The following is a 12,417-nucleotide window of genomic DNA, read 5'->3' on the forward strand; positions in this document are numbered from 1 at the left end:
CCATGGCCGAGATCCAACTGAAAAATGTCACCAAGCGCTGGGGCAATGTCTACGGCGTCAACAACTTCAACCTGCACATCGCCGACCGCGAGTTCCTGGTTCTGCTGGGTCCGTCCGGCTGCGGCAAGTCCACCACCATGCGCATGATCGCCGGTCTGGAAGACATCTCCGAAGGCGAGATCATCATCGGCGACCGGGTCGTGAACACTCTGGAACCCAAGGATCGCGACATCGCCATGGTGTTCCAGAGCTATGGCCTTTATCCCAACCTGACGGTCTACGAAAACATCCGCTTCCCGCTGAAGGTTCGCAAGGTGCCAAAGGACCAGCATGATGCCCGGGTGATGAAGGCGGCGGAAATGGTCGATCTGACCGACCTGCTCGACCGAAGACCCGCGGAGCTATCCGGTGGCCAGAGGCAGCGCGTCGCTCTGGCACGTGCAATCGTCCGCGAGCCGACGGTGTTTCTCATGGACGAGCCCCTGTCCAACCTGGACGCGAAACTGCGCGTGTCGACCCGCGCCGAAATCAAGAACCTCCAGCACCGGCTGAAGACGACCACGATCTACGTTACTCACGACCAGATCGAGGCGATGACCCTTGCCGACCGGGTGGTGGTGATGAGCGGTGGCGTCATTCAGCAGGTAGCGACACCGACGGAGATCTATGACAACCCGGCCAACACTTTCGTGGCTTCCTTCATCGGCTCTCCGGCGATGAACCTGGTCAAGGGAGAGATTTCCGCCGGCGTATTTACGGCTCAGAACATCCGCGTGGAAGGTCTGCGCGGTGACATCTCCGGGCCGTTGACCCTGGGTTTCCGGGCCGAGGATGTGACCCTTGTTGACGGGGGAGGCGAGCTGTCGTCGACCGTTTTCGCCCTGGAGCTTCTCGGCGACGCCTCCATGGTGGCCGTCGAGGCGGGTGGGGAACTGGTCAACCTGAAGGCCGCCAAGGACTTCCGCTCCGAAATCGGTGCGCCGATCAGCGCGCGGATCCCGATCGAATGCTGTCATCTGTTTGATGCGCAGGACGGCCGGCGGCTCACCGTGAAGGGGTGACAAGTTCGCGAAGCACGAGTACTCAGAACATGATAAAATCACGGAGGCCCGCTTGAACAGCAAACCGGTTACATCTGTAGACGTTGCGCGCAAGGCCGGCGTTAGCCAGTCCGCAGTCTCCAGATATTTTACCCCGGGCGCCTCCGTTTCCAAGAAGATGGCCGAGAAGATCCGTATCGCCGCGGACGAACTCGATTACCGGCCAAATGTTCTGGCAAGGGCGATGATCACCGGGAAAAGCCGGATCATCGGCCTGATCGTCTACTACTTCGAGAACCAGTTCTATCCCGAAGCGGTTGAAAAGCTTTCGATCGCGCTTCAGGAAAACGGCTACCATGTCCTCCTGTTCATGGCATCGAACACCATCAATGATGTCGAGCCCGTCATCCAGGAAATCATGGGTTACAGGGTCGACGGCATCATCATGGTGTCCGTGTCCGTTTCCTCGACACTGGCGGAGCGGTGCCGGGACCTCGACATCCCGGTGCTTCTGTTCAACCGCGATCAGCCAAAGGACAATCTGCGCGCGGTGACCAGCGACAATCGCCTTGGCGGCGAACTGGCGGCAAAAGCGCTTCTGCGCGGACAGCCGAAACGCGTTGCCCTGCTTGCCGGCTTCTCCGGAGCCTCGACGCAGATTGATCGCGAAGCCGGGTTCATGGCTGTGCTGCAGGAAGCAGGCGTTGAACTGCACTCCCGAGCGGACGGAAACTATCACTACACGGATGCCGCCGATGCAGCCCGCCAGCTTTTCGACGTGCCCGATCAGCCAGATGCTGTCTTTGTCGCCGACGACCACATGGCGCTTGCAGCCCTGGACGTAATCCGCTTCGAGTTCAAACTGAAAGTTCCCGAGGACGTAGCCGTGGTCGGCTTTGACGACATCCCGCAAGCCGCCTGGCCTTCGTTCAACCTCACCACGATCCGGCAGCCCATCAACCAGATGGTCTCGGCGGCAGTCGCCATGCTGGTCGACGCGATAGAGGAGGGGAATACGGACGTCCGCAAGGTCCGCATTCCGCCGGTCGAGGTCATCCGCGGCACGACCCAAAGCTAGTATTCCCGAACAGAACGCTTACCAGCTGCGACCGCTGTGCGGCCGACGCCGGTTCGCCAAGGCCTTCGCGTGTCACTTGTCGGAAAACTCCGCTTGCAAGCGTTTTCACAAACTTTGCAAAAATATTTTTTGCCTGCCTCAAATCGCGAATTTTTCGATCAATTTCCAAGAGTTTAGCACGCACTTTGGGGTGTTTTCCCACAATTGAAATTTTGGGAACGTTTGCAAAACGTCTTGCGGACCGCCTCAATCCGGCGTAGGAACCGGGTCAAGGGCCGGGTCGCAGGCATACGGAGGTGCCGCGATCGTGTTCCGGGGAGGAGCCGATGGGACTGCAGCTTGCAAGCGTTCCCAAATGCCGGTTCTCCCGTTTTCAATTTCGCTTCTCGGGAGGGAACAGAATGAAAGTCGCCGTTTGGGCTGCAACAGCCGCACTTGCATTTGTCACACACGCAGCAGCCGATACGACCATCCGCATCGGCCATGCCACGCCTGAGGTCTCGCCTGTCCACCAGGCTCTGAGCTACTTCGAGGAGGAACTCGAAAAGCGCTCCAATGGCACCATCCAGGTAGAGATCTTTCCAGGTGGCCAGCTCGGCAGCGTCAAGGAAATGACCGACCTGGTCCAGTCCGGCAACATCACCATGACCACGGGTGCGTCGGTTCATCTGAGCTCGACTGTCGATCAGCTGGCCGTGCTCGACCAGTTCCTTCTCTTCAAGGACGAAGAAACCGCGCGCAGCCTTCTGGACGGCGACGCCGGCAAGACCATCTCTGCAGCCATGGAAGACCGTGGGCTCAAGAACATGGGCTTCATGGAACTCGGGTTCCGCAGCTTCACCAACTCCCGTGCACCGCTCGACAGCTACGAAGCCTTCGAAGGCCTGCGCATGCGCTCGGCAGACAACCCGATCGCCATCAAGGCCTGGCGGTCCGTTGGCGCTGTTCCGGTGCCGCTGGCGTGGGGAGAGATCTATTCCTCATTGCAGCAGGGCCTGATCGATGGCCAAGAAAGCGCCCTGAGCTCGATGATCATCGAGCGTTTCTTCGAGGTGCAGAAATACGTTTCCCTGACCGGTCACATCTATTGGCCGGAACTCTGGATGGCCAATCTTGACTGGTATAACGGCCTGGACGAAGCCGACCGCACGCTCATCGACGAAGTTGCAGTGGAAACCGTCAAGAAGCAGCGCGAGCTGACCGCAGCCGCCAATGCCGAAACCCTGGCCAAACTCAAGGAAGCCGGGCTTGAGGTGAACGAGCTGCCGGAGGCCGACAAGAAGCGCCTCGGCGAAACAATGAACGCCGCCATCGAAGGCGACATTCGCGCCAAGGTCGGCGACTCCTTCTACGACACCTTCATGCAGGCCGTCGCGCAGTAAGCGAACCAGGGGAGGAGAAGGCAAAATGCGGTTTCTCGAAAAATGGTTCGAGCCGGCGGTGATCGTCTCGATGCTGGGCATGATCATCATTCTGGTCTTCGCGGACGTGATTGCGCGGCTTGCCTTCTCCACCTCGATAGCTGTGGCGAACGAACTCGCCCGGTTTTCCTTCGTCTACATGATCTACTTCGGCGTGAGTTACGCAATCCGCGAGCGGCGGCACATGCGTGTCACGGTTCTGATCGATGTCATGCCGAAGGCGCTGCGCCACTGGATGTTCGTGCTCTCCGAGGTGATCTTCCTGATCTATTCCGTCGTTGTTTGCTGGCTCGGTGTCGTGATCACGCAGCAATCCATCGACCGCGGCAAGATCCTGAGCTCCACCGAGTGGCCTCAAGCCGTGCTTTACGCGGCGATCATCTTTTCCGGTGCCCTGAGCAGCCTGCGTCTTTTGCAATCCATCAAGGCTGCCGTCGTTGATGGCGACACGCGCCTCGGCCCCCAGACGGATATCTGAGCCATGACGACAGCCATTCTCTTCGGTAGTTTCCTGCTGCTGTTGCTCATCGGCGTACCGATCGGCATTGCGCTCGGTGCCGCGAGCATGCTCGCAATCCTCTATATTCCGTTCCTCAGCCTCGACATGTATGCCCTCGGGCTGGTCTCGGCCATCGACAGCTTCACGCTCATCGCGGTGGTGCTGTTCACCCTGGCCGGCAGCCTGATGGCCGAGGGAGGCATTTCCAAACGCCTGATCGCCGTTGCGGACCATGCCTTCGGCGGCATGCCAGGCGACCTGGGCACCGTGACGATCATGTCCTGCCTGTTCTTTGCGGCCATCTCCGGAACAGGATCCGCGACGGTGGCGGCCATCGGCCTCGCCATGATCCCGGCTCTGGTCGATCGGGGCTACGACCGGGCCTATGCAGGCGCCATGGTGGCCTCCGCAGGCGGGCTTGGCGTCATGATCCCGCCGTCGGTGGTGATGATCGTCTATGCGGTCTCTTCCGGCGTCTCGGTGACGGCTCTCTTCATGGCCGGCATCGTTCCGGGCTTCGTGATCGCGCTGACCCTGATCGGCTACAACGTGATACAGCGTCGCTCCGGAAACCAGGGTGCGGGCAACCCGGTACCGCCAACCCGCACCGGCAGTCTCTGGGCCGCCCTTTGGGACGCGAAGCTCGCCCTCGCCATGCCGCCTGTTGTTCTCGGCAGCATCTATTCCGGCATGGTGACACCGACCGAAAGTTCCGCCGTCGCCGTCGTCTATGCCCTGATCGTGAGCTGCTTCGTCTATCGGGAGCTTCCGCTGTCCGCCGTTCCGAATATGATGCTGGAAGCTGCGTTGCTGGTCTCCGCCGTGCTCGTCATCATCGGTGCTTCCTACGCCTTCGGCCGCATCATCGCTCTGGAGCGTATCCCGTCCGATCTCGCCCAGCTCGTGCTGTCGCTGACCCAGAGCAAGGTGGTGGTGATGCTGGCCGCGATCGTCCTGCTTCTGATCGTCGGCACCTTCCTGGAAACACTGGCGGCAATCGTCATCCTGACACCTGTCCTTCTGCCGATCATGCTGAAACTCGGCGTGGATCCGGTTCACTTCGGCATCGTCATGGTCGTGGCGCTTGCCATCGGCTTCGTGACACCGCCGCTCGGAGCAAACCTGTTCATGGCCGCCGCCGTCGGCAAGATCCGGTTCGAGGACATCGCCCGCAGGATCTTTCCCTGGGTGGTGACAATGATCTTTGCGCTCCTGTTGATCGCTTTCATTCCCGTCCTGTCCCTTGGACTGCCAGAACTGTTCCTGGGCTACGGGCGCTAAACCTTCGGCGGGCAACCCGCTGAACCACACAACGGCGGCATTTCGGCCGCATTCGAAAGATGACGACGGACGATGCGGTTTCGCCGCGCAGAAAGTCGCCCGGAAAACTGAGGAACCTGAAATGACTGTCGAGTATCTGAAGAAAGGGAAGCCGGAAGCGGACCGTGTCGAGGACGATGCCAAGGTGCGCGCCGTTGTCGAGGCAACCCTGAAGGATATCGAGGAACGCGGCGATGCTGCCGTGCGCGACCTCAGCGAGAAATTCGACAAGTATTCCCCGGCATCCTACCGCTTGTCGCAAGAGGAGATCGACGGCCTGATCGCCCAACTGACCGAGCAGGAACTGTCCGATATCAAATTCGCCCAGGCGCAAGTGGTCAATTTCGCAAAGGCCCAACGCGACAGCATGCTGGATATCGAGGTCGAGACGCTGCCGGGCGTCATTCTCGGCCACCGCAACCTGCCGGTTCAGTCCGTCGGCTGCTACGTGCCGGGCGGCAAGTTTCCGATGGTGGCCTCCGCACATATGTCCGTCGCAACAGCGAAGGTCGCCGGTGTTCCGCGCATCGTTGCCTGCACTCCGCCTTTCGACGGCAAGCCCAATCCCGCCGTGATCGCGGCCATGCACCTTGGCGGCGCGGACGAAATCTACGTGCTGGGCGGCATTCAGGCCGTCGGCGCGATGGCCATCGGCACGGAAACCATCGAGCCGGTGCACATGCTGGTTGGTCCGGGCAACGCCTTTGTTGCGGAAGCCAAGCGCCAGCTCTTCGGTCGCGTCGGCATCGATCTTTTTGCCGGACCGACGGAAACCATGGTGATCGCCGATGAGAGCGCCGCAGACGCGGAACTCTGCGCGACGGATCTGCTCGGCCAGGCCGAACACGGCTACAACAGCCCCTGCGTGCTGCTGACCAACAGCCGCAGGCTGGCGGAAGAAACCATGGCCGAAGTCGAACGGCTTCTCGCCATTCTGCCGACAGCGGGCACCGCCCGCGTGAGCTGGGAAGAATACGGCGAGGTGATCGTCTGCGACACCTACGAGGAAATGCTGAAGGTCGCCGACGACATCGCTTCCGAGCATGTTCAGGTCATGACCGACCGCGACGACTGGTTCCTGGAAAACATGACCTGTTATGGCGCGTTGTTCCTCGGCCCGCGGACAAATGTCTCCAACGGTGACAAGGTCATCGGCACCAACCACACGCTGCCGACCAAGAAGGCCGGCCGCTACACCGGCGGACTTTGGGTCGGCAAGTTCCTGAAAACCCACAGCTATCAGAAGGTCATGACCGACGAAGCAGCGGCCAGTATCGGTGCTTATGGCTCGCGCCTGTGCATGCTGGAAGGTTTTGTCGGCCACGCCGAGCAGTGCAACGTCCGCGTCCGCCGCTATGGCGGTGTCAACGTCCCCTATGGTGAGGCTGCACCGGTTCTGGAGAAGGCCGAATGAGCCTTCCGCGCACCCCGTCCTTTCGTCTTGATGGCCGGCGCGCCCTCGTAACAGGTGCGTCCTCCGGCATCGGCAAGGCGTGCGCTGTCGCGCTTGCGGAAGCCGGGGCGGCAGTAACACTGGCAGCCCGGCGGGCCGCGCCGCTTCAGGACCTTCAGGCAGAAATGCAGGCCGAAGGCATGCAGGCGGACATATTGGTCCTCGACATGGCAGATCATGAAGCGCTTGAAAAAGCCCTCGCCGACCTGCCGGCCTTTGACGTTGTCGTGAACTCCGCCGGCATGGCGCGCCATGGTCCTGCGCTGGAAACCCGGCCCGAAGACTTCGATGCAGTGATCGACCTGAATTTCCGGGCAGCCTATTTTCTCGCAGCCCTGGCCGCAGGCCGGCTGGCAGCCGAAGGCAAGCCGGGTTCGATCATCAACATCTCGTCCCAGATGGGCCATGTCGGCGGCATCGACCGCGCCGTCTATTCAGCTTCCAAGCACGCAATCGAAGGCATGACCAAATCGATGGCGATCGAGTGGGGGCCGAAGGGGATCCGCATCAATTCCATCTGCCCGACCTTCATTCGCACCCCGCTGACCGAGAAGACCTTCGAGAACCCCGAACGGCGCAAGTGGATCGAGGAGAAGATCAAGCTTGGCAGGGTAGGCGAAGTCGAGGATATCATGGGCGCGGTCGTCTACCTCGCCTCGGACGCATCCTCCCTGGTGACCGGAACGGCATTGCTGGTCGATGGAGGTTGGACGGCGGACTGATGAGCAAGGAAAAGGTCACACTCAGCGAAGTCGCAAAGCTGGCAGGGGTTTCCCAGTCGGCAGTCAGCCGTGCATTCACGCCGGGCTCCAGCGTCTCGCAGAAGACCCGCGACCGCATCGAGGCGGCAGCCGAGGAACTCGGATACCGACCGAACCCGATCGCGCGGGCGATGATTACCGGCAGAAGTCGCATCATCGGCCTCGTCGTGGCCTACCTTGAAAACCAGTTCTATCCGCTCGCAATCGAGCGTCTCAGCCGGGCCTTGCAGGCCAGGGGCTATCACATCCTGATCTTTCTGGCAGAGAACCAGGAGGACGATGTCACCCGCGTGGTCGACGAATTGCTCGATTACCGCGTCGACGGCATCATCACGGCCTCTGTTGCGATCACCAACGACCTGACCACACGCTGCGAGGACGCCGGCATCCCGATCGTCATGTTCAATCGCGGTCAGGACGACAACCGCCTGTCGTCGGTAACCTCCGACAACCTTGCAGGCGGCCGGACCGTCGCCAACTTCCTGGTCGCCTGCGGACATGAACGGATCGCCCATATTGCCGGTTGGCAAGGATCTTCGACCGGGCGCGACCGCGCACGCGGTTTCACTGAGGCGCTTGCCGAACACGGCCGCGAACCCTGCGCCGTGCTCGACGGCAAATACAGCACCGATGTGGCGCGCCAGCTTGCGCGTGAGCTCTTCGGTTCAGCGGACAGACCGGACGCGGTATTCGTCGGCAACGACCATATGGCACTTCCCGTGATGGACGTTCTGCGTTTCGAACTGGGGCTTTCCGTACCGGGCGACGTCGCTGTGGTCGGCTACGATGATGTGCCCGTTGCAGGCTGGCCGACCTATGACCTGACGACAGTCCGCCAGTCGGTGAACCGGATGGTCGAGGCAACAGTCGAGACATTGCTTGGCCGCGTCGAGGGACATACAGAGCCCACACGCATCCTGATCCCGGGCGATTTGATCCAGCGCGGCTCCACGCGCAAGCTGGACCCGTTCGGCACATGAGGACACCGCTTCAGGCCGAGGAACGGCATCACACCTATCTGCAGAGCTTGAGATCACGGCGGCTGAACAACCACCCGCCGAACCGGCTGCTGGCCGCCCTACACTGACCAGATTTCTCAAGGATATTCGACATGAGTTCGATCAACGATCGCATCGTTCGCTACGGTGAACTGAAGCCGTGCAAGACTGCCTTCATCGACGCCCATACGCCTGGCTCGAACCAGAAGGAAAACTTCACCATCATCGGCGGCGGGGTTTCGGAAAGTCCCGACCAGCACGTCCACATCACCGACAAGGTCGGCTTCAATATCGGTGCCGCGGGACAGCCGCCGCATTGCCGCAACTCGCTTCACAACCACACCACAGCCGAAGTCTTCTTCGTGCTGAAGGGACGCTGGCGCTTCTTCTGGGGCCGCTATGGCACGGCCGGCGAATTCGTTGCCGAGGAAGGCGACATCTTCAACATTCCGACCGGGATTTTTCGCGGGTTCGAGAACATCGGCACCGACTACGGAATGATCATGGCGATCCTTGGCGGCGATGATGCCGGCGGCGGCGTGACCTGGGCACCTCAGGTGATCGAGGACGCGCGGGAACACGGTCTCATCCTTGGGGAGAACGGGGTCCTCTACGACAGCAAGAAGGGCCAGTCCCTGCCGCACAACGTGTCGCCGATGCCGCTTCTGACCGACGAAGAGCTGAAGGCTTTCCCGGAAACGCCGGTGGAGGACGTGGTCCGCGACTATGTTGCCCGCTACTGGGACCTGATGGCGCTGGCAGCGAAAAAGCCGGCCAAGGTGATCGGCGAGAACGCTCTCCTGAAAGACAAGCCCGGTTTCGAGGTCGAGTTCCTGACGCGCGGATCACTCTCCAGCGACACCATCACACCGGATAAGCCGACAGTGCTGATGCCGATGCGCGGCCACTGGGCGCTAAGCTGGAGCGGCGGTCAAACCGTGCTCAATCCGGGCGACACCGCCCTGATGCTCGCCGGAGAGGCTTACTCGCTTGAGCCGTCGATGACCGGTGAGGCATCGCTCTACCGGGTTGTCGCCACAGATGATCCCGCTGGCCTGACCTGGACCGGGAACTGACACCTGGCAGCCGGCGAGGCTCTCCGGTCTCGCCGGCTGCCTTCTTGAAAAGGAAGTGGCCATGACGCGTCTCCCGCTCGTCCTGATCCCCGGCATGATGTGCGACGCCCGGCTCTACAGGCCTCAGATCGCTGCCTTTTCCGGGTCGCGTGCACTGCATCTTGCTCCGATCTGCAACGAGGACAATGTCGAGGCCCTGGCAGCGGCGATCCTTTCCGGCGCACCGCAACGCTTTGCGCTCGCGGGCCTTTCCATGGGCGGGATCGTCGCCATGGAGGTCGTGAGGCAGGCGCCCGAACGTGTGGAGCGTCTGGCACTTCTCGACACCAATCCACGTACCGAACTGGACACGGTGAAGGAAAAGCGGGCGCCGCAAATGGCGGCCGTCCGCGCAGGCCGGCTCTCGGACGTCATGCGCCTCGAGGTCATTCCAAATTTCGCACATGACAGGTCGACCGCTGCTGACCTCGAGAGCCTTGCGCTTGACATGGCCGAAAGCCTCGGACCCGAGGTCTTCCTGCGCCAGTCGAAAGCGCTGATTGACCGCCCGTCACAGACCGAAACGCTGCGCGCCTACAAGGGCAAGGCTCTGGTCCTGACCGGCGAGAGCGACAGGCTCTGCCCCCTTGATCGGCATACACAGATGGCCGAACTGCTTCAGAACTCGGTTCTGGAAATCATCGAACAAGCCGGTCACCTGACGACACTGGAACAGCCTGCGGCAACGAACGCCGCACTCGGACGATGGCTTGAGGACTAGGATTAGAATGGATCAGGAACTTCTGGAACTGCTGAAACGCGTGGATACGCCGACGGTCTGCAATGCCATCGAGGTTGTCGAGGGCAAGCGCGGCTTCAATGGCTTCACACGAGGCACCATGCTGTGCAGCGCACCGGAGGGTGGCGCCATGGTGGGCTATGCCTCAACGGCCAAGATCGCCGCACTCGAACCACCCACAGAGCCTGCGGACGTCATCCGCGCCCGCCGCATGGAATACTACCGGCGCATGGCCGAGGCTCCCAAACCCTCGATAGCCGTCATCGAGGACGTGGATTTCCCGCATTGCATCGGGGCCTACTGGGGCGAGGTGAATACTTCAATCCACAAGGCCTTCGGCATGTCCGGTGCCCTGACCAACGGGGTCATGCGCGACCTCGGCGATATGGCAGAAGGATTTCCGGTCGTCGCGGGTTCCATCGGCCCCAGCCACGGGTTCGTGCATGTTCGCGAGTTGGGCACGCCTGTCAGCATCTTTGGGTTGACTGTCCAGGATGGTGACCTGGTCCACGCCGACCGTCATGGCGCCGTGGTCATTCCAGTGGAGGTCATACCCGGCCTTAAAGAAGGTATTGCCAAGCTCTTTGCCTCGGAAAAGATCGTTCTGGAAGCCACTGCAAAAGGAGCGATGGACTTTGCCGCCTTCGAGAAGGTCTGGAAGGCTTTCGAAGCTGCCCGCGTCTAAGGACACGGGCACAGCAAAGAGGACACGAAACAGGCTAATTGCTTTAGCTTGAAGTTCATTCTTTGCCTGTTGCCCGGTGGCCCCGGACTGGCTCAGACCGCGCTCGTATTAGCCGTCGAGATCGCGTTCGGACAGAATGCGATCGACCGGTCCAACGCCATCATCAAGGCATGGCCTGATCGTCAGAAACGTTCAGTTGCCGCTGATCGGCTGTAGCTGAAACCGCACGACACTTTCCAGAAACGGCAGTGGCTCATTGCTCAGCCGGAAATAGATCTCTTCGCGTGGCTGCCTTGCCAAGTTCCCGTGCCATATTGACGAAAGCCCGGAAGGCAGCCGAAGGGTTTTTACGCCCGGGATAATAGAGACACAGCGGCGACGTTGGCGGGGTCCAATCCTGCAGGACCCGTTCAAGTCGCCCGGCAGCGATGTCGTCGCGCACGTTGGCTTCCATGAAAAACCCGATCCCGATCCCGTCGAGAACGGCCATTCGTGCAAGCGAAGCTTCATCAAGTGTAATCGGACCCTCCACGTCGATCAGGAGGGCATTGCCATCCTTCTCGAAATGCCAGCGATAAAGTGCACCGTTTGGCAGTCGGACACGGATGCATTGGTGAGCCAGAAGATCGGGGGGTGCGGCCGGCCTCCCATGTTCTTCGAGGTAGGTGGGGGTGGCGACCACAGCAAAGCTGCGAGGCGCCCCCAGCGGCACAGCGATCATGTCACTTGGCACCAGGTCGGCGGTTCGGATTCCCAAATCGAACCCTTCGGCGACGATATCGACGATCCGGCCTTCGGTGACGAGATCGATGTGAACCTGTGGGTAGCGCTGCACGAACGCCAGAACAAGTGGCGCAAACACTTCCCGGGCAGCTGTTGCGAAAGCATTGATGCGCAATGTCCCCGAAGGCGTGTCCTGTTGCGAGCGCACGGCTGCCATTGCGTCCTGGATGTCACGCAGTGCAGGGGACACCTGTTCGACGAAGGTTCGACCGGCATCCGTCAACGAGACACTTCGCGTGGTGCGATTGAACAGGCGAACGCCGAGTTGCCGTTCCATCTTGCCAATAAGGTTGCTGAGCGCCGTCGTCGACAGCCCGAGTTCGAGCGCCGCCGCACGGAAAGACCCTCGATTGGCGATGGCCAGAACCGCTTCAAGTTCTCCCAGGATCTGACGTGACATTGTTCCGATTTTCGTGATGTTACATCCAGCTTTATCCCAATTATCGCGATTAAGGTCCAGCCATATATTTCGACCATCGACGCCGGAACACACCGCTGTTCCGGCTGGACCATCACCAGAAACGG

General features: G+C 60.9%; 13 protein-coding genes. 12 read left to right on the plus strand and 1 reads right to left on the minus strand.

Annotated elements, in window-relative coordinates; all coding sequences use genetic code 11:
- Positions 1 to 2 precede the first annotated feature (2 nt).
- The 12 genes from ugpC (at position 3) to HCG46_RS23615 (ending at position 11,325) form a co-directional block, all read left to right on the plus strand.
- Positions 3 to 1,061: a sn-glycerol-3-phosphate ABC transporter ATP-binding protein UgpC gene (gene ugpC, locus HCG46_RS23560; protein ID WP_168687585.1), complete on the plus strand. Its 1,059-nt coding sequence runs from the start codon at positions 3 to 5 to the stop codon at positions 1,059 to 1,061.
- Between the two features lie 52 nt (positions 1,062 to 1,113).
- Positions 1,114 to 2,118 carry a LacI family DNA-binding transcriptional regulator gene (locus HCG46_RS23565; RefSeq protein ID WP_168687586.1) on the plus strand — a complete coding sequence of 335 codons (1,005 nt, stop codon included), beginning with the start codon at positions 1,114 to 1,116 and terminating at the stop codon, positions 2,116 to 2,118.
- A gap of 401 nt (positions 2,119 to 2,519) precedes the next feature.
- Positions 2,520 to 3,500 (plus strand): TRAP transporter substrate-binding protein, encoded by a 981-nt coding sequence (locus HCG46_RS23570; protein ID WP_168687587.1) that lies wholly within the window; start codon positions 2,520 to 2,522, stop codon positions 3,498 to 3,500.
- 25 nt (positions 3,501 to 3,525) lie between these two features.
- A complete protein-coding gene (locus tag HCG46_RS23575) occupies positions 3,526 to 4,017 on the plus strand; it encodes a TRAP transporter small permease (protein ID WP_023001279.1) in 492 nt (163 codons plus the stop codon).
- Between the two features lie 3 nt (positions 4,018 to 4,020).
- Positions 4,021 to 5,319: a TRAP transporter large permease gene (locus HCG46_RS23580; protein ID WP_168687588.1), complete on the plus strand. Its 1,299-nt coding sequence runs from the start codon at positions 4,021 to 4,023 to the stop codon at positions 5,317 to 5,319.
- 121 nt (positions 5,320 to 5,440) lie between these two features.
- The gene (gene hisD / locus HCG46_RS23585; RefSeq protein WP_023001281.1) at positions 5,441 to 6,772 is read left to right on the plus strand and encodes a histidinol dehydrogenase; all 1,332 of its coding nucleotides are present in this window, start codon (positions 5,441 to 5,443) and stop codon (positions 6,770 to 6,772) included.
- The gene (locus HCG46_RS23590; protein ID WP_168687589.1) at positions 6,769 to 7,533 is read left to right on the plus strand and encodes an SDR family oxidoreductase; all 765 of its coding nucleotides are present in this window, start codon (positions 6,769 to 6,771) and stop codon (positions 7,531 to 7,533) included. The genes hisD and HCG46_RS23590 overlap by 4 nt, the downstream gene beginning before the upstream one ends.
- Positions 7,533 to 8,552 carry a LacI family DNA-binding transcriptional regulator gene (locus HCG46_RS23595; RefSeq protein WP_031269438.1) on the plus strand — a complete coding sequence of 340 codons (1,020 nt, stop codon included), beginning with the start codon at positions 7,533 to 7,535 and terminating at the stop codon, positions 8,550 to 8,552. Before HCG46_RS23590 ends, HCG46_RS23595 begins: the two co-directional genes overlap by 1 nt.
- Before the next feature lie 131 nt (positions 8,553 to 8,683).
- A complete protein-coding gene (locus tag HCG46_RS23600; RefSeq protein ID WP_168687590.1) occupies positions 8,684 to 9,646 on the plus strand; it encodes a cupin domain-containing protein in 963 nt (320 codons plus the stop codon).
- Positions 9,647 to 9,707: 61 nt separating this feature from the next.
- Complete coding sequence (locus HCG46_RS23605) at positions 9,708 to 10,406, plus strand: alpha/beta hydrolase (RefSeq protein WP_168687591.1); 699 nt, start codon at positions 9,708 to 9,710, stop codon at positions 10,404 to 10,406.
- 7 nt (positions 10,407 to 10,413) lie between these two features.
- Positions 10,414 to 11,109: an RraA family protein gene (locus HCG46_RS23610; RefSeq protein WP_168687592.1), complete on the plus strand. Its 696-nt coding sequence runs from the start codon at positions 10,414 to 10,416 to the stop codon at positions 11,107 to 11,109.
- A 48-nt stretch (positions 11,110 to 11,157) separates the two neighbouring features.
- Complete coding sequence (locus HCG46_RS23615) at positions 11,158 to 11,325, plus strand: hypothetical protein (protein ID WP_168687593.1); 168 nt, start codon at positions 11,158 to 11,160, stop codon at positions 11,323 to 11,325.
- Between the two features lie 37 nt (positions 11,326 to 11,362).
- Here the strand turns inward: HCG46_RS23615 and HCG46_RS23620 are convergent, their stop codons facing one another.
- Complete coding sequence (locus HCG46_RS23620) at positions 11,363 to 12,292, minus strand: LysR family transcriptional regulator (RefSeq protein WP_168687594.1); 930 nt, start codon at positions 12,290 to 12,292, stop codon at positions 11,363 to 11,365.
- Positions 12,293 to 12,417: the final 125 nt, after the last annotated feature.

The sequence above is a fragment of the Labrenzia sp. PO1 genome (assembly GCF_012273635.1).
Taxonomy (GTDB): Bacteria; Pseudomonadota; Alphaproteobacteria; order Rhizobiales; family Stappiaceae; genus Roseibium; species Roseibium algicola.

Coding starts and splice junctions, on each gene's coding strand:
- ugpC (WP_168687585.1), top strand. CDS start 3: ATGGCCGAGATCCAACTGAAAAATGTCACCAAGCGCTGGGGCAATGTC.
- HCG46_RS23570 (WP_168687587.1), top strand. CDS start 2,520: ATGAAAGTCGCCGTTTGGGCTGCAACAGCCGCACTTGCATTTGTCACA.
- HCG46_RS23575 (WP_023001279.1), top strand. CDS start 3,526: ATGCGGTTTCTCGAAAAATGGTTCGAGCCGGCGGTGATCGTCTCGATG.
- HCG46_RS23580 (WP_168687588.1), top strand. CDS start 4,021: ATGACGACAGCCATTCTCTTCGGTAGTTTCCTGCTGCTGTTGCTCATC.
- hisD (WP_023001281.1), top strand. CDS start 5,441: ATGACTGTCGAGTATCTGAAGAAAGGGAAGCCGGAAGCGGACCGTGTC.
- HCG46_RS23590 (WP_168687589.1), top strand. CDS start 6,769: ATGAGCCTTCCGCGCACCCCGTCCTTTCGTCTTGATGGCCGGCGCGCC.
- HCG46_RS23595 (WP_031269438.1), top strand. CDS start 7,533: ATGAGCAAGGAAAAGGTCACACTCAGCGAAGTCGCAAAGCTGGCAGGG.
- HCG46_RS23600 (WP_168687590.1), top strand. CDS start 8,684: ATGAGTTCGATCAACGATCGCATCGTTCGCTACGGTGAACTGAAGCCG.
- HCG46_RS23605 (WP_168687591.1), top strand. CDS start 9,708: ATGACGCGTCTCCCGCTCGTCCTGATCCCCGGCATGATGTGCGACGCC.
- HCG46_RS23610 (WP_168687592.1), top strand. CDS start 10,414: ATGGATCAGGAACTTCTGGAACTGCTGAAACGCGTGGATACGCCGACG.
- HCG46_RS23620 (WP_168687594.1), bottom strand. CDS start 12,292: ATGTCACGTCAGATCCTGGGAGAACTTGAAGCGGTTCTGGCCATCGCC.